This window comes from Elongatibacter sediminis, from assembly GCF_037892215.1.
Classification (GTDB): domain Bacteria; phylum Pseudomonadota; class Gammaproteobacteria; order Xanthomonadales; family SZUA-36; genus Elongatibacter; species Elongatibacter sediminis.
Genome location: NZ_JAZHOG010000004.1, coordinates 19456 through 43269, shown reverse-complemented (window position 1 = coordinate 43269; position 23814 = coordinate 19456). Strand labels below are relative to the sequence as shown.

General features: G+C 65.0%; 19 protein-coding genes. 6 read left to right on the top strand and 13 right to left on the bottom strand.

The genetic code is table 11. The features are described from left to right. The first annotated feature begins 2 nt into the window (after positions 1–2). On the top strand, positions 3–2171 hold the full coding sequence (locus V3330_RS06900) for a malate synthase G (protein WP_354694671.1): 2169 nt from the start codon (positions 3–5) through the stop codon (positions 2169–2171). Then, positions 2168–3514 (top strand): MFS transporter, encoded by a 1347-nt coding sequence (locus V3330_RS06895; RefSeq protein ID WP_354694670.1) that lies wholly within the window; start codon positions 2168–2170, stop codon positions 3512–3514. Before V3330_RS06900 ends, V3330_RS06895 begins: the two co-directional genes overlap by 4 nt. Before the next feature lie 56 nt (positions 3515–3570). Here the strand turns inward: V3330_RS06895 and V3330_RS06890 are convergent, their stop codons facing one another. From V3330_RS06890 to V3330_RS06850, 9 genes are all read right to left on the bottom strand, one after another. Then, positions 3571–4755 carry a molybdopterin molybdotransferase MoeA gene (locus tag V3330_RS06890; RefSeq protein WP_354694975.1) on the bottom strand — a complete coding sequence of 395 codons (1185 nt, stop codon included), beginning with the start codon at positions 4753–4755 and terminating at the stop codon, positions 3571–3573. A 12-nt stretch (positions 4756–4767) separates the two neighbouring features. Beyond that, positions 4768–5316 carry a molybdenum cofactor biosynthesis protein B gene (moaB, locus tag V3330_RS06885; protein WP_354694669.1) on the bottom strand — a complete coding sequence of 183 codons (549 nt, stop codon included), beginning with the start codon at positions 5314–5316 and terminating at the stop codon, positions 4768–4770. Positions 5317–5347: 31 nt separating this feature from the next. Beyond that, entirely contained in the window at positions 5348–5953 is a 606-nt protein-coding gene (mobA, locus tag V3330_RS06880) for a molybdenum cofactor guanylyltransferase MobA (RefSeq protein ID WP_354694668.1), read from the bottom strand. 24 nt (positions 5954–5977) lie between these two features. Further along, the gene (locus V3330_RS06875) at positions 5978–6184 is read right to left on the bottom strand and encodes a formate dehydrogenase subunit delta (protein ID WP_354694667.1); all 207 of its coding nucleotides are present in this window, start codon (positions 6182–6184) and stop codon (positions 5978–5980) included. A gap of 4 nt (positions 6185–6188) precedes the next feature. After that, entirely contained in the window at positions 6189–6983 is a 795-nt protein-coding gene (gene fdhD, locus V3330_RS06870) for a formate dehydrogenase accessory sulfurtransferase FdhD (RefSeq protein WP_354694666.1), read from the bottom strand. A gap of 28 nt (positions 6984–7011) precedes the next feature. Beyond that, the gene (gene fdhF / locus V3330_RS06865) at positions 7012–9858 is read right to left on the bottom strand and encodes a formate dehydrogenase subunit alpha (RefSeq protein WP_354694665.1); all 2847 of its coding nucleotides are present in this window, start codon (positions 9856–9858) and stop codon (positions 7012–7014) included. 110 nt (positions 9859–9968) lie between these two features. Beyond that, complete coding sequence (locus V3330_RS06860) at positions 9969–11501, bottom strand: formate dehydrogenase beta subunit (RefSeq protein ID WP_354694664.1); 1533 nt, start codon at positions 11499–11501, stop codon at positions 9969–9971. Then, positions 11498–11962 carry a formate dehydrogenase subunit gamma gene (locus V3330_RS06855; protein WP_354694663.1) on the bottom strand — a complete coding sequence of 155 codons (465 nt, stop codon included), beginning with the start codon at positions 11960–11962 and terminating at the stop codon, positions 11498–11500. The genes V3330_RS06860 and V3330_RS06855 overlap by 4 nt, the downstream gene beginning before the upstream one ends. A gap of 21 nt (positions 11963–11983) precedes the next feature. Continuing rightward, complete coding sequence (locus tag V3330_RS06850) at positions 11984–13603, bottom strand: long-chain-fatty-acid--CoA ligase (protein WP_354694662.1); 1620 nt, start codon at positions 13601–13603, stop codon at positions 11984–11986. A gap of 59 nt (positions 13604–13662) precedes the next feature. Between V3330_RS06850 and yjjX the strand changes: the two genes are divergently transcribed. From yjjX to V3330_RS06830, 4 genes are read left to right on the top strand one after another with little or no spacing between them, the layout of a single operon-like run. Then, positions 13663–14316, top strand: coding sequence for an inosine/xanthosine triphosphatase (gene yjjX, locus V3330_RS06845; RefSeq protein ID WP_354694661.1), 654 nt, complete (start codon positions 13663–13665; stop codon positions 14314–14316). Positions 14317–14360: 44 nt separating this feature from the next. Then, entirely contained in the window at positions 14361–15782 is a 1422-nt protein-coding gene (locus tag V3330_RS06840; RefSeq protein WP_354694660.1) for an aldehyde dehydrogenase family protein, read from the top strand. Between the two features lie 18 nt (positions 15783–15800). Further along, on the top strand, positions 15801–16670 hold the full coding sequence (locus tag V3330_RS06835; RefSeq protein ID WP_354694659.1) for an SIR2 family NAD-dependent protein deacylase: 870 nt from the start codon (positions 15801–15803) through the stop codon (positions 16668–16670). Next, positions 16667–18292 carry an MFS transporter gene (locus tag V3330_RS06830; RefSeq protein WP_354694658.1) on the top strand — a complete coding sequence of 542 codons (1626 nt, stop codon included), beginning with the start codon at positions 16667–16669 and terminating at the stop codon, positions 18290–18292. Before V3330_RS06835 ends, V3330_RS06830 begins: the two co-directional genes overlap by 4 nt. Positions 18293–18327: 35 nt before the next feature. Here V3330_RS06830 and V3330_RS06825 read toward each other — a convergent pair whose 3' ends face one another. The 4 genes from V3330_RS06825 to V3330_RS06810 all read right to left on the bottom strand — a co-directional run bounded on the left by V3330_RS06825 (position 18328) and on the right by V3330_RS06810 (position 23809). Further along, a complete protein-coding gene (locus V3330_RS06825; protein ID WP_354694657.1) occupies positions 18328–19233 on the bottom strand; it encodes an alpha/beta fold hydrolase in 906 nt (301 codons plus the stop codon). Positions 19234–19246: 13 nt separating this feature from the next. After that, a complete protein-coding gene (locus tag V3330_RS06820) occupies positions 19247–20044 on the bottom strand; it encodes a 3-hydroxybutyrate dehydrogenase (protein WP_354694656.1) in 798 nt (265 codons plus the stop codon). Positions 20045–20047: 3 nt separating this feature from the next. Beyond that, complete coding sequence (locus V3330_RS06815) at positions 20048–21349, bottom strand: spinster family MFS transporter (protein ID WP_354694655.1); 1302 nt, start codon at positions 21347–21349, stop codon at positions 20048–20050. Positions 21350–21463: 114 nt separating this feature from the next. After that, positions 21464–23809, bottom strand: a complete 2346-nt coding sequence (locus tag V3330_RS06810; RefSeq protein ID WP_354694654.1) for a TonB-dependent receptor — start codon at positions 23807–23809, stop codon at positions 21464–21466. Positions 23810–23814: the final 5 nt, after the last annotated feature.

The following is a 23814-nucleotide window of genomic DNA, read 5'->3' as shown; positions in this document are numbered from 1 at the left end:
CCATGACTGATACCTGCGGCCTGGATGTCAAACCGGTCCTGGCGACTTTTGTCGAAAACGAAGCCCTGCCGGGCACCGGCGTAGAGCCGGCCGTATTCTGGCGCGGACTGGCCACATTGCTCGAGGAGTTCGGTCCGCGCAATCGCGAATTGCTTGAAATCCGCGACCACCTTCAGGAGAAGATCGACCTCTGGTTGAAGGACGAGCCCGGGGCCGGTCGCGATCCGGACCGCCAGCGGGAGTTCCTCACCGATTCCGGCTACCTGGTGCCGGAACCGGAATCGTTTGAAATCACGGTAGACGGCAATGACCCCGAAGTCAGCACCCTGGCCGGAGCGCAACTGGTGGTTCCCGCGAGCAACGCGCGGTATGCCCTGAATGCGGCCAATGCCCGCTGGGGCAGCCTGTACGATGCCCTCTACGGCACCGACGCCATCGACGAGGAAAACGGCGCGGCGCGCGGCGGCGACTACAACCCCGTCCGCGGCGCCCGGGTCATCGCGCGGGCCCGTGCCCTGCTGGACCGGGTGGCGCCACTGACGAACGGCAGCCATGGTGAAGCTCGTGCCTACACCGTGACCGGCGGAGCCCTTGGGGTCGAATTGCCAAACGGCACGTCGGCTCTGTCCGATCCGCAGACCTTCGCCGGTTACCGCGGCCCTGCCGCGGCACCCGAGGCCGTGCTGCTGCGCCACCACGGCCTGCACGTGGAAATCCGCATCGACCGCGAACACCCGGTCGGCGGCACCGATCCCGCCGGCGTGGCCGACGTTTACCTGGAGGCGGCGCTCAGCACCATCATCGACTGTGAGGATTCGGTGGCCGTGGTCGACGCCGAAGACGAGGTGGGCGTATACCGCAACTGGCTGGGCCTGATGCAGGGCACCCTGACCGCGGACTTCCAGCGCGGAGGCCAAACGGTTTCGCGCGAGGCCGCCCCGGACCGTGGCTACACCGCTCCCGACGGCGAGTCTTTCGAACTGCCGGGTCGCGCTCTTCTGCTGGTGCGCAACGTGGGTCTGCACATGTACACGGATTCGGTTCGCGATGCGGCCGGTAACGAAATCCCGCAGGGATTTCTCGACGCCATGGTGACCGTCGCCGCCGGCATTCACGACCTGAAGCAGACCGGCCGGCTGCGCAACAGCCGGCGCAACGCCATCTACGTGGTCAAACCCAAAATGCACGGGCCCGAAGAGGCTGCATTCGTCGCTTCGATGTTCAGCCGCATCGAGGAAATCTACGGCCTGCCACAAGGCACGGTACGCATCGGCGTCATGGACGAGGAGCGGCGCACCTCGGCCAACCTGGCCGCCTGCATCCACGCGGTCCGCGACCGGCTGTTTTTCATCAACACCGGGTTTCTCGATCGCACCGGCGACGAAATTCATACCGCCATGCACGCCGGCCCCATGGTCCCCAAGAACGACATCAAGCACACCGCATGGATTGACGCATACGAGGCGCGAAACGTGCAGATCGGTCTGCAATGCGGTCTCAGCGGGGAGGCCCAGATCGGCAAAGGCATGTGGGCCGCCCCCGACCGCATGGCCGACATGCTGGAGCAGAAAGGCGCTCAATTGAAGGCCGGCGCCACGACCGCCTGGGTGCCGTCGCCGACGGCGGCCACCCTGCATGCGCTGCACTACCACGATGTGGACGTGTTCGCCGTGCACCAGCAAATCGATCCACAAGCCCGGTCGCGGCTCGCGGACCTGCTCACGCCGCCGCTGGCCGACGATGACGATTTCGGAGAAGAAGCGATCCGGCGCGAACTGGAAAACAATGCCCAGGGCATTCTCGGCTACGTGGTGCGCTGGATCGACCAGGGCGTGGGTTGCTCCAAGGTACCCGACATTCACGACATCGGCCTGATGGAAGACCGTGCCACCCTGCGCATTTCCTCGCAGCACATCGCCAACTGGCTGCGGCACGGCATCGTCAGCCAGGAGCAGGTCCTCGAAGTTTTCCGGCGCATGGCGGCCGTGGTCGACCGGCAGAACGCCGGTGATCCGGCCTACCGGCCGATGGCGCCCGATTTCGACGGACCCGCGTTCAAGGCAGCCTGCGACCTCGTGTTCAAAGGCGCCACGCAACCCAATGGTTATACGGAATTCCTGCTGCGCCATTGGCGCCGCACCGCAAAAGCTGCCGCCGGGAACCACTCGTGAATTCTTCGGATCGCGCCATGATGAACGAGGATCCGCGCGTCATCCTGGACCGTTCGCCGATGAGTCGCATGCAAGTCGCCGCGGTGGCCATGTGCATCATGCTGACCGCACTCGACGGTTTCGATGTACTGTCGATCAGCTTCGCGGCGCCCGGTATCGCCGACGAATGGGGCATCAACCGCGCCGCGCTGGGCATCGTACTGTCCATGGAACTCATTGGCATGGCCTTCGGATCCGTGCTGATCGGTGGCCTCGCCGACCGTTTCGGCCGCCGTCCGGCCATCCTCGGTTGCCTGGGGCTGATGACGGTCGGCATGTTTCTGGCCGCGATGGCCGGAAACGTCATCACCCTGTCGATCTACCGGTTCGGAACCGGGCTGGGTATCGGCGGCATGCTGGCCTCGACCAGTGCGATGGCGGCGGAATTCTCCAACGCGAAGCGGCGCAACTTCTCGGTCATCCTGATGGCCGGCGGCTACCCGTTCGGCATTCTCATCGGCGGCACCTTCGCCTCGATGCTACTGGCGAGTTTCGACTGGCGCTCGGTGTTCGTGCTTGGCGGCTGCATCACGGCCGTGTTCATTCCGCTGGTCTGGTGGTTGTTGCCCGAGTCCATCAGCTACCTGATGCACCGGCGCCCCGGCAACGCGGTCGAGCGCATCAACCGGACCCTCAAGCGCATGGGCCACGCCGTCATCTCCCGCCTGCCGGATCTGCCCGAGACAACGGAACAGGCCCGCGGCGGCATCGTCGCCCTGTTCTCGCCCAAACTGGCGCGCACCACCATCCTGCTCACCGCCGGCTACTTCGGTCACATCATGACCTTCTACTTTCTGGTCAAGTGGATTCCCAAGCTGGTCGCCGACATGGGCTACGCGCCTTCGCTGGCCGGCAGCGTGCTGGTCTGGACCAGTGCCGGTGGGGCGGTTGGCTGCGTGCTGATCGGCTTCCTGGCCCTCAGGTTCAACGTCAGAAAGCTGGTCATCGGCTCGCTGATCCTCGCCGCCGGCTGCGTGGCCTGGTTTGGACAGGGGCACGAGGAACTCGCCACCCTGTCCCTGATCGGCGCGATCGCCGGTTTCACCACCAACGCGGCCGTGGTCGGAACCTATGCCCTGCTCGCGCGCTCTTTCCCGACCGCGCTGCGGGCCAGCGGCACCGGTTTCGGAATCGGGGTGGGCAGAGGCGGATCCGTGGTCGGTCCGGTGATCGCCGGCTTCCTGTTCCAGGCCAATTTCACCTTGTCGACCGTGGCGGTGCTGCTGTCGATGGGCTCGATACTGGCCGCGATACTGTTCGCCTTTCTACCCCCGCCGCCACAGGAAGGCGCCGCACCGGATTGACAGCGCCGCGGTGAACGCCGTCATTCCGGCGTGCAATCTCTGCACCGGGCGCCGGATCAGTTGAACGACGCGTAAGGCAGGAATTCGACCCGGTCACCCTCAGCGATGTCGGTATCGACCGGCTGGCGGACCAGACCGTCGCTGCGACTGGTCGACATCAGCACACCGCTGCTCTGATTGCCGAACAGTTCCACCCCGCCATCCGTGTAACGGGCACGCAGATAGCCCTCACGGGAGGAACCGGGGGTGTTGAACCGCGCAGGCAGCCAGGCCGGGATCGGTGGCGAAGCCGCCATGCCCTGCATTCGAAACAGAAATGGCCGGCCAATGATCAGCAGGGTTACGAATCCGGAGACCGGATTGCCGGGCAGGCCGATGAAGGGCTTGCCGCACACCGAGCCGAATGCGAACGGTTTGCCCGGTTTGATGGCAATGCGCCACAGATCCAGCGAACCGAGTTTCTCGACGACCGGCTTGACATGGTCTTCTTCACCGACGGAGACGCCGCCGGAACAGACCAGAACATCCGCCGCTTCGGCGGCCTCGCGGAACAGGGCTTCGATGCGGGCCGGATCATCGGGCGCCACCCCCAGGTCCACGACGTCCATGCCCCAGTCCTGCAGCAGGCCGGTCATGGTATAGCGGTTGGAGTTGTAGATCTGGCCCGGCCCGACCGGCTTCCCGGGCTCGACGAGTTCATCACCGGTGGACAGAACGGCGGCGCGCACGCGCCGGTAGACATTGATCGTGCCGAGACCCTGGGATGCGAGCAGACCCATGTCCTGGGGCCGCAGCCGGTGGCCGGCCGGCAACAGGGCATCTCCGGCCGCGATGTCCTGCGCCCGCGGCCTGATGTTCTGTCCGGGCTCCGGCATCTGGCGAATGATCACGTTTCCGTCTTCGGCGTCGCAGTTTTCCTGCATGACAACAGCGTCGGCACCCGGTGGAATCTCGGCGCCGGTGAAGATGCGCGCGGCCGTTCCGGGCTTCAGCGGTGACGGCGCTTGTCCGGCCGGGACGCGGGTACTGACCGGCAGGGTTCCTCCCGCCGCACGGGCGTCTTCCACGCGAACGGCGTAACCGTCCATGGCGCTGTTGTCCGCGGGCGGGACGTTCAGTACCGCGACCACGTCTTCGGCCAGCACCCGGCCGGTGGCCTGCAGCAAATCGATCCGCTCGCACTCCGGTCCCTCGAACGATGCCGACAACAGCCGTTCGATGGCCTCCTGAACCTGCAGCATGCTCACCGTGGCTTACCCATTGCCGTGCTGCCCGTGAACCTGGTGACCGCTGCCGGCACCGGTAACACCCACAAAATTGCAGGGCCGGTGCCGGGAATCGAGTTGTTCGGCCAGTATCCGGTTCCAGCCGGTGCGACAGGCGCCGGTCGAACCCGGCAGACAGAACACCACGGTCCGGTTGGCCAGACCGGCGACCGCACGCGACTGCACGGTCGACGAGCCGATCTCTTCGTAGGACACCTGGCGGAAGGTCTCACCGAACCCGTCGATAACACGATCAAAAAGCGGGATCAGAGCCTCGGGTGTGGAGTCCCTGCCGGTCAGCCCGGTGCCACCAGTGCTGATGATGGCATGGATACCGGGGTCGGCGATCCATTGCGAAACCACGGCACGCATCCGGTACACGTCATCCGGAATCAGCTCGCGCGCCGCCAGTTGATGACCGGCATCGGTCAGCAACTCGACCAGCGCGTCGCCGGACGTGTCGGTTTCCGGCGTGCGAGTGTCCGAAAGGGTCAGCACGGCGATGTTGAGCGGGGTGAATTCGGCGGCAACGGACATCATCAGTTCCTCGATCGGGAGGTATTCCCTTTCACATGCGGTCCGAATGGCGGCGGAGCAAGGCCTCGGCCCGTTCCAGCGCTTCCGGTGTGTTGATATTGAAAAATGGCGGCGGGTCCGACTCCGGCCAATCGACCGCCGGCAGTGGCACCAAGTCCAGAAACTGTTTGAACCCGCCCAGTCCCCGCTCCACCACGGCGCGCCGAATCTCCGGCTCCAGGCTTCGGTGCCACAGGGAAAAGGTCGGTTGCAGTTCGCCCTGATAGCGAGCCAACGCACCCGGCCTGCTCTGCTCGACGGCGGAGCGCAGCAACCGGCTGCCCAGGTCCGGCGGCAGAAAGGGCGCATCGCACGGCGCCAGCAGCAACCAGTCGGATCCTTCGGGCAGGCAGCTCAACGCGGCCAGCAGTCCGCCCAGAGGACCGCCGCCCCCGGGATTCGGATCGGGAACCTGTTCGAGCCCGAACCGCTCCAGGTTCTCGTCACGGCATTCCACCGACAACACCAGACCGTCGACCTGCGGCGCCAGCCGCTCGATCACGTGGCCGAGCAGCGGCTTTCCGGACAGCGACAACAGGGCCTTGCCGCATCCGCCCATCCGCCGGGCGCGCCCGCCGGCAAGAATGACTCCTGACAAGGTTGAAATCGCCGGCACCTCCGGTCAGTCGCGCAACTCGCGCACGGCCTCGACCACCGCGGCATCCAGTTTCGGAGCCTGTGAATCGACCCGCTCCAGTAACATTTGACGCATCGAAGGCGCCCAGAAACGCCGGATATGGTCCGCGATCCGTTCCACGCAATCGTCGTGAAACCGAAAATTGGCCGCGATCTGGTTCGCCATGCTGATCAGGTGTTCCGATTCATCCATGGATTCAATCCGTGATGCGCTGTTCGAAGGTATAAACGTTGTGGCGTCCCGGCCGCCCGAAGCCCACCAGGGTCACGCCGGCACGTTCGGCGAACTCGATCGCCAGCGTGGTGGGCGCCGATACCGCGACGATGAGTTCCATGCCGACCGCGGCCGCCTTGTAGACCATTTCATAGCTGGCCCGGCTGGACACCAGAACGAAACCGTTTTGCGGATCAAATCCCTGGCGTGCCAGCGCCCCGATCAGTTTGTCCAGCGCGTTGTGCCGGCCCACGTCTTCGCGCAGCAGGCCAATGTTTCCCTGCAAATCGCACCAGGCCGCGCCGTGTGTCGCGCCCGTCACGCCCTGCAGGGGCTGATGTTCACGCATCGTCGCCAGCGCCTGCTGCACCGCCGCATGGGTCACCCGAACCCGGTCACCCACCGGCTCCGGATAACGCAACGCCTGCTCGATCCGCTCCGCGCCACACAATCCACAGCCCGTTCGGCCGGTCAGGTTACGGCGCTGGGTGGCCAACCGGTCGAACCAAGGCTCGGTGATGCTCATCGCCACTTCGATTCCGCCCTCGCGGGGAATAACGCGAACCGCCAGCAGGTCATCGGGCGCCCCAATGAGACCTTCGGTCAGGCTGAAGCCAAGGGCGAAGTCCTCGAGGTCGGCCGGCGTGACCATCATGACCACGTGAGGCTGGCGGTTGTACGTCAGCGCCACCGGGGTTTCGACCGCGATATGATCGGTGCCACCCGTGTGCTCGGCCGGTTTCCAGTTGCGCACGGCAACAACGCGCGAAGTAGTCATGTCAGTCGCTCATCCCGACCGCCCCGCATCAGGCCCGGGCCTTGTCGAGAAGTTCCTCCTGCCGGTCGGCGAAAGCGCGATACTGTTTCTGCCAGTCCGAGCGTTCCGACACTTTTGCCACCTGAACCGCGGTGACCTTGTACTCCGGGCAATTGGTCGCCCAGTCGGAATTATCCGTGGTGATCACGTTGGCACCGCTGAACGGAAAATGAAACGTCGTGTACACGACCCCGGGCTGAACCCGGTCGGTCAGCAAGGCACGCAACACCGTGTCACCGGCCCGGCTGGAAATACCACACCAGTCACCTTCCGAGATGCCACGGGCTTCCGCGTCGAAGGGGTGGATCTCGAGCACGTCTTCGGCGTAGAACCGTGAATTCTCGGTCCGCCGCGTCTGCGCGCCTACGTTGTACTGGGACAGGATGCGACCGGTGGTCAGCAACAGCGGATACTTGCGGCTGCTGCGCTCGTCGGTCGGCACGAATCCGGTGATCGCGAAATACCCCTTGCCACGCACGAATTCATCCACGTGCATGGTCGGCGTGCCCTCGGGCGCAGCCTCGTTGCACGGCCACTGGATACTGCCCAGTTCATCGATTTTCTGATAGGTCACACCGGCGAAGGTGGGGGTAAGCCGGCCGATCTCATCCATGATTTCGGACGGATGCGAATAATTCATTGCGTAGCCCAGGGCGTTGCTCAGCAGTTGGGTGACTTCCCAGTCCTCGTAGGTCGCCATCGGCTCGACCGCCTTGCGTACCGGCGAGATCCGGCGCTCGGCATTGGTGAAGGTGCCGTTCTTTTCCAGGAAGGAAGATCCCGGCAGGAACACGTGGGCGAACCGGGCCGTTTCGTTCAGGAACAGATCCTGCACGATGAGACATTCCAGCGAACGCAGCGCATGTTCCACATGCTGGATGTCCGGGTCCGACTGGGCAACGTCCTCGCCCTGGCAGTACAGGCCCTTGAAGCGTCCGGAAATGGACGCGTCGAACATGTTGGGGATCCTCAGGCCCGGCTCCGCCTGCAGCTCAACCTGCCATTCCTGCTCGAACAGTCCGCGTACTCCAGGATCCGACACGTGCCGGTAGCCGGGCAATTCGTGGGGGAAGGAACCCATGTCGCACGAACCCTGAACGTTGTTCTGTCCGCGCAACGGATTGACGCCCACCCCTTCACGCCCCAGGTTGCCGGTCAGCATCGCCAGGTTGGCGATCCCCATGACCGTGGTGGAGCCCTGGCTGTGTTCGCTGACACCGAGGCCGTAATAAATCGCCGAATTCGGTCCGGCCGCGAACAGCCGCGCGGCGGCACGCAGTTCGGCTGCCGGAATGCCGGTAGCCTCCTCGGTCGACTCCGGTGAATTTTCTTCGCGCAGGATGAAGGCCCGCCATTTCTCGTAGGCTTCCCGCTCGCACCGCTCGCCGATATAAGCTTTCGCCTCCAGGCCTTCTTCGACGATGGTATGCGCCATCGCGTTGATGCAGGCGACGTTGCCGCCCGGGCGCACCGGCAGGTGGTGAGTGGCGCGAACGTGCGGGCCGGCCACGAGATCGATGCGGCGGGGGTCGATCACGATCAGCTTCGCACCTTCGCGCAACCGGCGTTTCAGGCGCGAGGCGAACACCGGGTGCGCGTCGGTGGGATTGGCGCCCATAACCAGGATCACGTCGGAGCGCTCCACCGATTTGAAGGACTGGGTACCGGCCGACTCACCCAGCGTGGTTTTCAGGCCATAGCCCGTCGGCGAATGGCAGACCCGGGCGCAGGTATCGACGTTGTTGTTGCCGAAGGCCGCACGCACCAGTTTCTGGACCAGATAGGTTTCCTCGTTGGTGCAGCGCGACGAGGTGATCCCGCCGATACTGTCCGGCCCGTATTGGCGCTGGATGTCGCGCAGGCGCCGCGCAGCGTAGGCGATGGCTTCTTCCCACGAAACTTCGCGCCAGGGATGGTCGATGGAATCGCGGATCATGGGAGTGGTGATGCGATCCGCGTGGGTCGCGTAGCCGTAGGCGAAGCGGCCCTTGATACAGGCGTGCCCCTCGTTGGCGCTGCCGTCCTTGTTCGGGGTCATGCGCACGACCCGGTCGTCCCGGATTTCGGCGTGAAACGAACAACCCACCCCGCAGTAGGCACAGGTCGTCGTCACGGAACGTTCCGGCAGACCGTGCTCGATGATGTCGTTTTCCACCAGGGCCGTGGTGGGACAGGCATTGACGCAGGCGCCGCAGGACACGCACTCGGAATCCATGAAAACCTCGGCCTGACCGGCCGTGACGACGGATTCGAAACCACGGCCCTCGACCGTCAGGGCGAAGGTGCCCTGGATGTCGTCGCAGGCACGCACGCAGCGGTAGCAGACAATGCAGGCGGCCGGGTCGAACGTGAAATACGGGTTGGAGTCGTCCCGGGGCAGGTCCAGGTGCCCGGCGCCGCCGCGGCCATAGCGCGGCGCATCGATGCCCATGGATTCGGCCATGTCGTGCAAGGCGCACTCACCGTCGGGCCGGCAGTCTTCGGGATGGTCTGACAGGTACAGTTCGACGATGTTGCGGCGCAGCATGCCCAACTTTTCCGACTCGGTCTTCACCGCCATGCCGTCCTCGGCTTCGGTGGTGCACGAGGCCGGATAGCCCTTGCGCCCTTCGATCTCGACCAGGCACACCCGGCAGGACCCGAAAGCATCGAGAGAATCGGTGGCGCAGAGTTTCGGTACCGTGGCGCCAGCCACGGCTGCGGCCCGCATGACCGATGTGCCCCGGGGCACGGTCACGTCCCGGCCGTTCACGGAAAGGGTCACGGGCTGTCCGATGGTGATCGGCACGGGCGTACCCATATCCGTGGAAGTGCGGGTATCGACAGGCAGGTCCATGTCCTGATTATTACGGGAAACCCGCGGAATGTCTAAGCCGCCGCCCCCCGGAATGCCATGAATTCGCGTCTCACATGACCCAGGTACCGGTCTGGCCGCTCACCGGACCGTCAGCGTTCGAAGTCCTCGGAAAAGTGCTGCAGCGCGCTACGCACCGGGTGCGGCGTCAGGCCGCCCATGGCGCAGAGCGATCCGTGGATCATGGTTTCACAGAGCTCGTCGAGCAGTTCGCGGTTCCCGGCGCGATTCACATTGGCGACGATGCGGTCGATCACCTCCACCCCGCGCACCGAACCCACCCGGCAGGGCGTGCATTTACCGCAGGACTCCACCGCGCAGAATTCCATTGCGAAACGGGCCTGCCGCGCCATGTCGACCGAATCGTCGAACACCACGATGCCACCGTGGCCCAGCATGCCGCCGGCTGCGGCCAGTGCCTCGTAGTCCAGCGGGGTATCCAGCAGGGCTGCCGGCAGGTAGGCTCCGAGCGGGCCACCCACCTGAACGGCCCGCAGCGGGCGTCCGGTGGCCGTTCCGCCGCCGAACTCCTCGATGAGCTCGCGCAGCGTATGGCCGAAAGCCAGCTCGATCAGACCACCGCGCGCGATATTTCCCGCCAGCTGAACCGTCAGGGTGCCGCGGGAACGTCCGGCGCCGAACTCCCGGTAGTATTCCGCACCGTGCGCCAGAATCGTCGTGACCGCAGCCAGGGACAACACGTTGTTGATGACCGTGGGCTTGCCCAACAGACCTTTAATCGCGGGCAGCGGCGGCTTGAACCGCACCAGTCCGCGCTTGCCTTCCAGGCTGTCGAGCAGGGATGTTTCCTCACCGCAGATGTACGCGCCGGCGCCGATCCGCAACTCCAGCCGGAAAGCCTTGCCACTGCCGGCGATGTCGGAGCCCAGCCAACCGGCGGCTTCAGCCCGCGCGATCGCCTCGGTGAGCACTTCGCGCGCCACCGGGTATTCCGAACGCAGATAAATGAATCCTTCGGTGGCCCCGACCGCCAGACCGGCGATGATCATGCTTTCGATAAGCTGGAAGGGGTCCGCTTCCATCAGCAGGCGATCTGCGAACGTGCCGGAATCGCCCTCATCCGCGTTGCAGACGATGTACTTCTGGTCCGCTTCGGTATCCAGCGCGGTCTGCCACTTGATGCCGGTCGGAAAGGCCGCTCCGCCCCGCCCGCGCAGCCCGGACTCCTTGACGGCATCGACAATCGCCTGCGGGGTCATGGCCAGCGCCCGCTCCAGGCCGTCGAAGCCGCCCAGGTCCCGATAATCCGCCAGCGACAAGGGGTCGGCCAGGCCGGCACGAGCGAATGTCAGCCGCTGCTGGCGCGCCAGCCAGGGAATATCCTCGGCGGGACCCAGGGCCAGCGGATGGCCGTTCGCCGCGGGAAAACCGGCATCGAACAGCGACGCCACGTCACCGGGCGCGACCGGGCCGAAGGCGCGGCGTCCGTTCGCGTCCTCGAACTCCAGCATCGGTTCGAGCCAGAACGCACCGCGCGAGCCGTTGCGTACGATGTTCACTTCGATACCGCGCCGGCCCGCTTCGTCGGCCACCGCCGAGGCCACCGCTTCGCCGTCCAGTGCTCGCGTGGTGGTGTCCAGGGGAATGAAAATTCGCGGCGTCACGGGGCGGCGTTCTCCAGTTCCGCGATCAACGCGTCGAACCGTTCCGGTGTCACGCGAGCGTGTATGGCGTCACCGATCCGTATCGAAGGAGTGCAGGCACAGTTGCCGAGACAGTAAACCGGTTCCAGGCTGAAACGACCATCCGGCGTGGTTTCACCGTAATCGATTCCCAGCCGAGCCCTGGCATGCCGTTCCAGTTCGGACGAACCCATGGCCTGACAGGCTTCGGCACGGCATAGCTGGACCACGTGGCGGCCGGCCGGTTGATCGCGAAAGTCATGATAGAAATGCATCACGCCGTGAACCTCGGCACGCGACCGGTTCAGGGCGCGGGCGATCAGTGGCACGGCTTCCGCCGGAACATGCCCCAGGCGCTCCTGGACACCGTGGAGCACCGGCAGCAATGCACCGATTCGGCCGGCATTTTCGCCGATGACCGTTGCGACGGTCTTTTTCAGCATTTCTTCTGTCGTTTCCACCGTTCAGCCCAGTTTGAAGTCCGCGAATTGCCGACGCAGGTCCAGCTTGCTGATTTTACCGGTCGCCGTGTGCGGAATCTCGTCGACGAATGCCACGTCGTCCGGCATCCACCAGTTGGCGATTTTGCCATCCAGGTACGCCAGCACCTCATCCTTGCCGACTTCGGAGCCGGGCTCACGCACAATGATCAGCAGTGGCCGTTCGCTCCACTTCGGATGCGGCAGGCCGATGACCGCCGCTTCGGCGACGCCGGGGCAGCCCACGGCGACGTTTTCGACCTCGATGGACGAAATCCACTCGCCGCCGGACTTGATGACGTCCTTGTCGCGGTCGGTGATTTGCATGTACCCGAGTTCATCAATGGTGGCGATGTCGCCGGTATCGAACCAGCCATCGGCATCCAGGATATCCTCGTCGTGGCGGAAGTACGCCGATGCGATGGCCGGGCCCCGGACCAGCAGGTGACCGAAACTCTCGCCGTCACGCGGCTGTTCCGCACCGTCACTGTCGACGACCTTCATTTCCACCATGAATGGTGTGCGGCCCTGTTTTTCCTTGAGCTTCAGCTGGGCCTCGTGATCGAGGCCCATCGTCGCCTGCTTCATTTTTCCGGTGGTGCCCACCGGCGACATTTCGGTCATGCCCCAGCCGTGGCAGACTTCAACGCCGAAATCCTCCTCGAAGCGGCGAATCAGTACGGGCGGACAGGCCGCGCCACCGATCAGCAGCCGATTGAGGTAGGGCAGTTTCTTCTGTTCCTGGTCAAGGTACTGCAACAGGCCGAGCCACACGGTCGGTACCGCCGCCGAATTGGTGACCTGTTCGGTATCCAGCAACTCGTACAGGCTGGCCCCGTCCATGCCCGCGCCCGGCAACACCATCTTGGCGCCAGCGGCCGGCGCGGAATAGGCGATCGCCCAGGCGTTGGCGTGAAACATCGGCACCACCGGAAGAATGGTGTCCAGCGAGGTGAGTCCCAGCACGTCGGGCTGGTTGCACATCATGCCGTGCAGCACGTTGGACCGGTGCGAATACAGCACGCCCTTGGGATGACCCGTGGTGCCCGAGGTGTAGCACAGTGCCGCCGCGGTATTCTCATCGAATTGTTTCCAGGCGTAGTCTTCATCCACACCCTCAAGCCAGGTCTCCATGTCCACGGCGCCCCTGAGCGGCGTTTCGGGCATGTGCTCCGCGTCTGTGAGGACGATGTATTTCTCCACTGTGGGCAGTTGGTCGGCAACGGCCTGCAGCACCGGCACGAAGGTGAGATCGACGAAAACGATCCGGTCTTCGGCGTGATTGACGATGTAGACGAGCTGGTCGGCGAACAGTCTCGGATTGAGGGTATGGCAGACCGCGCCCATGCCCATGATCCCGAACCACGCTTCCACGTGCCGGTCGGTGTTCCAGGCCATGGTGGCGATTCGATCGCCGGACTCGACGCCGTCCCGCTCCAGTGCCTTGGCGACCCGCAGGCTGCGTCGCCGCAGGTCGGCCAGGGTGTAGCGCCGGATCGGCCCCTCGACGGATCGGGTCACGATTTCACGTTCACCGTGATTGAGTGCGGCGTGGTCGAGAATTCTGGAAACGAGTAATGGCCAGTCCTGCATCAATCCCAGCATGTATTCTCCTCCGCGTTTCGGATGTCACCGGTCACCCGGCCGATCCAATTCATGATGGCATGAAATTCCGGGGGCTGCATCGCGGCGCCCGCCCCGGTTATCATGACGCGCCGCATCAGGAACCCGGCACCATGCGCATCGTCGTCGCCTCGAACAATCCGGTCAAGCTGCGCGCGGTCGAGCTCGCGTTCGGCCGGTGCTTCGCAGGCTCGGCCCTGGAGTTGCAGGCGGTATCCGTCGCCTCGGGTGTCAGCGAACAACCGATGAGCGACCAGGAAACCCGTCGGGGGGCGCGGAACCGGGCCGCGGCCGCCCGCGACGCCATGCCCGATGCGGACTACTGGGTCGGACTCGAAGGCGGCCTGGAATCCCTGGGCGATGCACTCTACGCCTCGGCCTGGATGACGGTGATCCGTGCGGACGGCGCCAGCGGCAACGCCCGCACGCCCACCCTGCCACTCCCACCGGCAATCGCGGATCTCATTGCCTCGGGCATGGAACTGGGCGACGCCAACGATGCCGTGTTCGGCACCACCAACAGCAAGCAGGGCAGCGGGGCCTTCGGCCTGCTGACCGGCCAGCGCCTGACCCGGGAAAGCGTTTACGCCGAAACCCTGACCCTGGCCCTGATTCCGCTGATCCACGAATTGTGGTCCGGCGGCACTGGACACCGGCGGGTACCGCCCCCATCCTCAGATACTGACGGGGTCTGATGGCCCTTTGGCGGTTTTCCGGAATGCATCTGCGAGGAGCACCCATGTACGACTGCAGCCGACACTTCATCAATGGCCAGTGGGTCGAGTCCGACTCCGGCGAGACTCACGACATTATCAATCCGGCCACCACCGAATCCGTGGGCCGGGTGGTCTTCGGCACCGCCGAAGACGTCAACCGCGCTGTCGGCGCGGCACGCGCGGCTTTTCCCGCGTTTGCCGCCTGGACGGTCGAGCAGCGCATCGAACTGCTCGAGCGGATCGTTGAGGGCCTGAAGGCGCGGCACGACGACATCGCCCGGGCCATTTCCGAGGAAATGGGGGCACCGATCCGGCTGGCGCGGACGGCACAGGCGGGTTCGGGACTGCAGCATTTCGGCGCCGCTCTGGAAGCGCTGAAAAACCTCGAATTCCACGAAAAAGTTGGCGATTCGATGATTTATCGGGAGCCGATCGGCGTGTGTGGCCTGATCACGCCGTGGAACTGGCCCATCAACCAGACCGCCGTCAAGGTGGCGCCCGCACTGGCCGCCGGGTGCACGATGATTCTCAAGCCCAGCGAGATCGCACCGGTGGACGCCACCATCCTGGCCGAGGTACTGGATGCCGCCGGCGTTCCGCCCGGTGTCTTCAACCTGGTCCACGGCGACGGCCCGGGCGTGGGTGCGCCGCTGTCCGCCCACCCGGACGTCGACATGATGTCATTCACCGGCTCCACCCGGGCCGGCGTCCTGGTGGCCAAGGCCGCCGCCGACACGGTCAAACGGGTCGCCCAGGAACTGGGCGGCAAGTCGGCCAACATCATTCTCGAAGACGCTCCGCTTGAGGAAGCGGTGACCGACGGCGTTCGCGCCGTCATGATGAATACCGGCCAGTCCTGCAATGCACCCACCCGCATGCTGCTGCCGGCCAGCCGCTACGAAGAAGCGGTGCGGATTGCCGCCGCGGTGGCCGATCAGACCGTCGTTGGCGATCCGGCCGATGAAAAAACCCACATGGGCCCGCTGGTCAGCGAGGCCCAGTTCGACAAGGTGCAGGGCCTGATCGAGGCCGGCATCGAAGAGGGCGCCCGGGTGGTGGCTGGAGGTCCCGGCCGTCCTGACGGACTGGAGCGCGGCTACTACGCCCGGCCGACCGTCTTCGCCGACGTGAACAACGACATGACGATCGCGCGCGAGGAAATATTCGGTCCGGTGCTGGTCCTGATCCCCTACGAAACGGTCGACGAAGCGGTCCGTATCGCCAACGATACCGTTTACGGGTTGTCCGGCTACGTCTGGGGCGGCAGCCGCGAGGCCGCACTGGACGTTGCGCGCCGTCTGCGCACCGGCATGGTCCACATCAATGGCGCCAGCCTGGATTCGCAGGCACCGTTCGGTGGCTACAAGCAGTCCGGCAACGGCCGCGAATGGGGTGGTCACGGTATCGAGGAGTTTCTCGAAACCAAGTCCGTGATGGGCGCCTGACCGCCACCCGAACCCACTGTGACCGAACGCGCGCCGACACCGGAATCACTGAACCTGCCGCCGGACTGGCGTATCGCGGTACTCACCGGAGCCGGCATATCCGCCGAAAGCGGTATCCCGACCTACCGGGGCAAGGACGGCTTGTGGACCACCGGTTCGCGGGACTACCGTCCGCAGGACCTGGCCACCCTGCGCGCATTCCAGGCCATGCCGCGCGACATCTGGCACTGGTATTTCTACCGCCGCTGCGGCTGTCTGAAAGCGCGGCCCAATGCCGGGCATGCGGCGCTGGCCGATCTGGCCCGCCGGCTGGGCCCGGACCGCTTCACGCTGGTGACCCAGAACGTTGACGGCCTGCACCTGCGCAGCGGCATCGATCCGGACGCGATGATCGAAATCCACGGCAGCCTGCACCGCATGCGCTGCACCCTGCCCTGCGGCCCGGAGCACTTTCCCCTGGGTGACGACCAGGTGCTGGCGGATCGGACCGAACCGCTGACAGACGATGCATGGTCACGCCTGAAGTGCCCCCGCTGTGGCGCGATGGCCCGGCCTCACGTGCTGTGGTTCGACGAATGCTATGACGAGAATCTTTACCGCTCGGAAACGGCTCTGGACCGCGTCGCCAACGCCCATCTGCTGCTGGTGGTCGGCACCTCGGGCGCCACCACCCTGCCGCTGATGATGGTACGTACCGCGCTGCGGCGGAACCTGGCCGTCATCGAAGTCAATCCGGAAGCCTCGGCGTTCACGCCGGCCGTTCGCGCGCATGACCGCGGGGTCTGGCTGGAAGAGAATGCCTCCACCTGCCTGCCCCGCCTGGCACAGGCACTGGCGCCGGTAGCGGAAAAACGGCCCGCAACCCCTTCACGGGCCGTTCGTCCGTGAACGACACCGCATCCGCCCAACAGGAAATGCCGGCGCGCACCACGGCCTGGAGCCCGTTGCGCATCCCCCTGTTCCGTGCCTTGTGGCTGGCCACCATCGCATCCAGCATCGGCACCTGGATGCACGAAATCGGCGCCGGCTGGCTGATGACTTCACTGTCGCCCACCCCGGTCATGGTGGCCCTGGTTCAGACCGCGACCACGCTTCCGCTGCTGTTGCTGGCCCTGCCCTCCGGAGCGCTGGCCGACATCATCGACCGCCGCCGCTACCTGCTGTTCGTGCAACTCTGGCTCGCCGCGGTCGCCACCGTACTCGGGGTCCTGACCGTAACCGGCATCACCACGGCCTGGATGCTGGTGATGCTCACATTCGCGATGGGCATCGGGGTCGCCATGATGATGCCGGCCTGGGCCGCGGTCACTCCGGAAATCGTTCCACGGGTCGAATTGCAGAACGCGATCGCGCTCAACAGCATGGGCATGAACGTGGCCCGCGCGATCGGTCCCGCGGTGGCCGGCATCATTGTGTCCCTGGCCGGCACCGGGGTGGTTTTCCTGCTGAACGCGGTCTCGTTCTTCGCCGTCATGGTGGTGCTGTATCGCTGGCGGCGTGACGTACAGGCCTCGAGCCTGCCGGGCGAGCGTTTTCTTTCCGCGCTGCGAACCGGCTGGCGCTTCGCGCGTCACCACGGTCCGCTGCACGGGGCGATATTCCGCGGCATGGGGTTCTTCGTGTTTGCCAGTGCGAGTTGGGCGCTGTTGCCGCTGATCGCCCGCGTGCGGGTCGGTGGGGGCCCCGATACGTTCGGCATTCTGGTGGCTTCGATCGGCGCCGGCGCCGTCGCCGGCGCTCTGTTGCTACCGCGGCTGCGACGGTCATTAAGCCGGGACGGGCTGATCACGGCCGGCACGCTGCTGTATGCGTCATCCATGCTGGCCCTGGCCTGGCTGACCCGTCTGCCGGCACTGGTCCCGGCGATGTTCGCCAGCGGCATTGCCTGGATCGCAGTGCTGTCCTCGCTGCAGGTCTCCGCTCAACTTGCGCTTCCGGACTGGGTCCGGTCGCGTGGCCTGGCCGTGTTCATGGCCACCTTCATGGGATCAATGGCACTGGGTAGCCTGGGCTGGGGCGCCGTTGCCCAGGCCAGCAGTATTCCGCTGGCTTTGACCCTGGCGGCCGCCGGCGCCATGGCGGCCGCGGCATTGACCCGCCGCTGGCCGGTCAGTGGCGTCGAGGACATCGACCTCAGCCCGTCCATGCACTGGCCGGAACCCAATGTCCACGGGGGTATCCGGCCTGACCGGGGACCCGTGATGGTTACCGTGCGGTACCAGGTGGACCCGGACAAGCGGGGTGCTTTTTTACGCTGCATCCGCGAAACGGGCCGGCGGCGGCAGCGCGACGGCGCTTTCGGCTGGGGCATCGTGGAAGACACCGAGCATCCCCATCTCTTCATGGAATACTTCATGGGGGAATCGTGGCTGGAGCACCTGCGTCAGCACGAGCGGGTGACCGGCGCGGACCGGGAGTTGCGCGACCGGCTGCACGCCCAGTTGAAACCGGGTACGGAACCGGTCATCGAACACTACATTGCACCCGATCGCGGTGAAGAATCGACCTGAGCAGATTTTCGGGGCGACCCCGACGCGAAACGGAATCAGGTCTCGTGCACCCGTGCCAGAAAGCTGTCGATCGCTCCGCGCGCCACCGGTTCGTCCAGCAGCGGCGTGTGCCCGCGATGCGGCACATCCACCGCTTCGAGAACGGGCTTTATTGCCCGCATGCGGTCGATGATGTCCGGGGTCAGCACGTCCGATAATTTACCGTGTATCACCAGGCAGGGCATGGTCACCGCGCGGAAGGCCTCCCACAGATTCAGCGGCACCCCGCCGACCCGCCGCACCAGCCCACGCCGGTATAAGCACTGAATGGCACGGGCCGCCAGCGGTGGATTGCGCAGCACGTCACCCACCGCCGGATCCACGTCCGGCTCCGGCCGGCCCGCGGAATTCTCACGCCAACCCTGGCGCGCATAGTCGTCCCAGAACGAGTCTGGCAGGTCGGGTAGCGCCAGTTCGTAAGCTTGTCGCGACTGCCGGGCGGCTTCGGCCCAGTCGGCCGCGGGGGGCGTTCGCCCGGCGTATTCCAGAATGCGGGCGGTCGCCGCGGGCGGCACTTCGGGACCAATGTCGTTCAGCACCAGGCCGCGCAATCTGCCGGCCTGCTGATTGGCCATGATCATGCCCATCAGGCCGCCCAATGATGTACCGATCAGTGTGAAGCGATCCACGCCGGCCTGATCCAGCAGGCGCCAGGCATCACGTACGTAAACCGCGGGCGTATAGCGGGCAGGTCGGCGGTCCCGGTCGGATTTGCCCCGCCCCCGAATATCCGCCGCCAGCACCCGGTAGCGCGCAGACAGATGTTCGGCGAGGTCGTGGAAATCCCGGCTGTTGCGAGTCAGCCCGTGCAGGCAAAGCACCACGTTCCCGCCGCTGCCGTAGTCCCGGTAGTAGAGCGACAGACCGTCCGAAGAGCGGAAATAACGTTCGCGAAAACTCACCGTTGGCGCCGAATCACTTCGCCGTCCAGCCGCCGTCAATGGACAGCACGGTACCGGTCACCGCACCGGCCGCGTCGGAGCACAGGTACAGCGCCATCGCCGCGACCTGCTCGATAGTGATGAGTTTTCGGGTTGGCTGGGCCAGCAGCATCACGTCACGCACCACTTCCTCCTCGCTGATGCCACGCGCACGGGCAGTGTCGGCGATCTGTCCGGTCACCAGCGGTGTCTCGACATATCCGGGCGCAATGGCGTTGACGGTGACTCCTTTCTCCGCGTATTCCAGTGCCACGGTCTTGGTCAGGCCGGCGACGCCGTGCTTGGCCGCGACGTAAGCCGCCTTGAACGGAGAGGCCACCAGCGCGTGCGCGGAGGCGACGTTGATCACGCGCCCCCAGCCGCGTTCCGCCATCCCGGAGATCGCGGCGCGGATGGTGTGGAACGAGGATGACAGGTTGATGGCGATGATGTCATCCCACTTGTCGACCGGAAACTCTTCCACCGGCGAGACGTGCTGGATGCCTGCATTGTTGACCAGGATATCCAGGCCACCGAACCGTTCGACATGCCCGTCCACCATCGCCTCGATGTCGGCTGGCCGCCGCATGTCGGCGCCATCGTAAGCGACTTCGACCGCGGCCTCGGCCGCCAGATCCGCACGTATGCTCTCGATTTCGGCGGCATCCCCGAAACCATTGAGGGTCAGATTGCAGCCCGCCTTCGCCAGCGCACGCGCAATACCCAGGCCGATGCCGGACGTCGAACCCGTCACCAGGGCCTGACGGCCCCGCAGCGACTGTTCCGCACCCATGTATCACTCCTCCCAGTCGGATTGAAGAAACCGCGATGCGATCAGAAACAGGATCGCCGCGATCACGTAGAAACTGGTGCCGCTCAGTATGGAATAGCGCAACGAATCGGCGCCGAAGCGCAGTTGCAGACCGTCGGACAGCGCACCGATCGCCCAGGTGCCCAGACCGATACCGATCAGATTGTTGATGAACAGGAACACGGCCGACGCGGTCGCACGCATGTCCGGGCGCACCAGGTGCTGGAAAGCTGCGATGACCGGTCCCAGCCAGACCAGCCCCAGCGCCGTGGGGACCAGCAGCACAAAAAAGCTGACCGTCAGCGACGGCGACAGGATTCCGAAACCGTAGAACGGCACCGTGGTCAGAAACGCGACAGCCGGGATGATGGCGTAGCGTGAACGCCGGGTCTGACCGAAGCGGTCACTGAGCCAGCCGCCCATCCAGATACCCGCCAGCCCGCCCACGAGCAGAATGGCGCCATAGAACAGAGAAGCGTCCAGCAGCGTGATGCCGTAGCTGCGGACGAAAAATGACGGCAACCAGAAGAACATGCCGTAACCCATCATCGACGAGAACGAAGCCCCGAAGGACAACAACCAGAAACTGGGCTTGGCGGCCAGAGTGCGAACGATCTTCGCAATGCCGGGCGGATCGGCCGGCGCGCGCTGCCGGTCGTAACCGCCACGCAGGGGTTCGCGCACCGTGAGCCGGAAAAGCGGTGCCAGGATGATGCCGGCGATACCCACGGCGAAGAACGCGAAACGCCAGTCGATGCGGCTGGCGATGATGCCACCGAACACGATGCCCAGCGCGCTGCCGATGGGAATGCCGAAGGAGTAGATGCTCAGCGCCCGCGCCCGCTGGTCCGGAGGGAAATAATCGGAGATCAGGGAATACGCCGGGGCGACGCCACCGGCTTCCCCCACGCCCACGCCCAGGCGGGCGAAGAACAGTTGCCAGAAGTTGGTGGCCAGTCCGCACACCGCGGTCATACCGCTCCAGATCGTCAACGCGACGGTCATGATCCAGGTGCGGCTGAAACGGTCCGCCAGCAACGCGATGGGTATACCCAGGCCGGTGTAGAACAGCGCGAACGCCAATCCGCCCATCAGTCCCAACTGCGTGTCGGTGAGTCCGAGATCCGCCTTGATCGGAATCGCCAGGATGCCGATGATCTGGCGGTCGATGAAATTGAAGGTGTACACCACCACCAGGATGAACAGGGTCCAGGCGCGGCTGCCGGCCTGGGGCGACGACGCCGGGGTGATTTCGGGATTCATCGACGAACGGTCAACTTCGGGCATTCACGCACGGGCAATCTCCGGTCGGCAGTCGAGAGGCGGGGCCTGCGGGTCGTTCGCGACATGGTAGCGAAAAATCCCGGTCAGGCCCCACTTCGGTGGTGCTGTCCCCGCCGCTCAGAACCAGCGGTACTGCACATCCAGCCAGTACTGGCGCGGATTGCCGTAGAACGCGGTGACCGTGCCTTCCAACCCCAGGGTCGGGAACGGGTAGTAGTAACCGGCCACCTTGTACTCTTCGTCCGTCAGATTCTTGCCGTGCAGGCCCACCTGCCAGTGCCCGCTGTCGTCGGACCAGACCAGGCTGACATCCCACAGGGTGTAGGAATCCTGGTCAAGAAAGGGATTGGGAATCTCGAACTGGCTGTGATCGTCGCGATACGATGCGGAGGTGACCACGTCGAAAGTGCCGCCCAGCCCAAACCAGTTGACCGGCGTGCTGTAGGTCAGAATGCCCGCCACGGTCCATTCGGGTGTGTTCTGGAACACCCGTTGATCGGCCACGTCCTCGCCGTTCACGTCGATGTACTCGTTGTATTCCGCATCGATGTAACCGATCGCCCAACCGAGACTGAGATCGGCGCCTGCACGGCCCAGATCCTGCGCCAGGATGGCCTGACCTTCCCATTCCACGCCGTTGATGTCCGCATCCGCCGCGTTGGTGGTGATGCCGATGAAGGAATCACTCACCCCATCACCGTCGGTGTCCTGGCCGATGGAGCCGGGAATCTGAACGTCCTTGTAGGAACCGAAGAACACGGCCAGGTTGCTGAACATGCGGCCGCCGAACAGGGTCGACTTGATACCGAATTCGATGGATTCGACTTCTTCGGGCTCGAACGCCATGAACTGGAACACTTCATCGTCGCTGACGACGCCGTCGCCATTGAAATCCGGGGTGGCCGTGGTCTGGCCGCGCGGATCGAAGCTGCCGCCCTTGAAGCCTTCACTCCAGGACAGGTACAGGCTGTGGTCCTCGTTGGGGCGCCACTGCACCGAGAAGCGCGGCGTGAACTTGTCGAAACTCTTCGAGCCGTTGAAATCGGACGTGACCGCGATCGGAATGGCGGTTCCACCGAACAGTTCGGACGTGCCGCCGATCATGGTCTGGCGCAGCACCCGCGAGGATCGCTTGTCGTCGGTGTAACGGCCACCGACCGACACACTCCACTGATCACTGATGTCATAGGTGAAGTCCGCAAACGCCGACCAGGTTTCGGTGTCGACATCGCCGGACGTGAAGGCATTCAGGCCCGGCAGGCCGAGCAGGTCGCCGGTGGTGGCCAGGATGACGTCGAAGCCGGTGAAGGCATTGGCATCGAGGTAGTACAGGCCGGCCACGCCGTTCCAGCGCTCACCGGTGAACACGGCCTGGAGTTCGATCGAATCCTGCTCGTTTTCGTACAGAGCCGGTACGTCAAGATCCTCCGTCGGCAGGCTGTCGAAGTCGATGGGCGTCCACGAGGTGTCTTCGCGGTGGGCCAGGATGGCGCGCAGTTGCACCTTCTCGGTGGCCTGCCATTCGGCCAGCAGCGAGATACCGCTCGCCTCCACGTCCTGTTCCGGATTGTTCAGCCCGGCCCGGGTGTCGAACACATCATCGAGAATCGGTGCGCCGCTTAACTGACCGACGGTCAGCCGGTGACCCTGCCTGGGGTCCGAGTCGTCCTGCACCCAGTCCGCCGAGAGACGGAAGAACAGGTCGTCGGCGGGTTCCCACTCGGCGCTGATCCGCGCGCCCCAGGAATCCTTGTTGTAATTTTCAAGGCCGGGTAAATTCAAATTATCGCCAAATCCATCCCGGTTGAAACTGGCGAAGGAACCGCCGATGCGGAACGTATCGCTGAGCGGCACGGAGCCGGTCGCCGTGAAGTCCAGCATGTTGTAATTGCCGGCCCGGCCGCGCAGCTTGAACTCGGGGGTGTCGCTGAGCCGCCGCGTCACGTACTTGATCGCGCCGCCGATGGTGTTGCGGCCGTACAGGGTGCCCTGCGGACCCCGCAGCACCTCGATACGTTCCACGTCGTAGATGTCGAGCACCGCCGCCTGGGGGCGGTTCATGTACACGTCATCCAGGTAGATGCCCACGCCGGACTCGAAACCGGCCACCGGATCCTGCTGGCCGACACCCCGAATGAATGCCGTCAGGGTGGTGTTGGTACCGCGCGAAACCTCCAGGGTCGTATTCGGCGTGACCTGGCTGAGCTGGATGATATCCAGCGCACCCATGCGGTCCAGGTCGTCGCCGGTGAATGCCGTCACGGCCACGGGCACATCCATCAGGCTTTGTTCGCGGCGCTGGGCGGTCACGGTGACCTCCTCCAGCAGGCGTGTTCCCTGGTCGGTGGATTGAGCCAAAACGGCGCCAGGCGCCGCAGCGGTCAGGGCCAGCGCGACCGCCAGCGCCAGCCGCGTCGGGCGCAGGCTGGCTTGGCGACCGGTTTCATGGGATTGCTGAGTCATTCTGC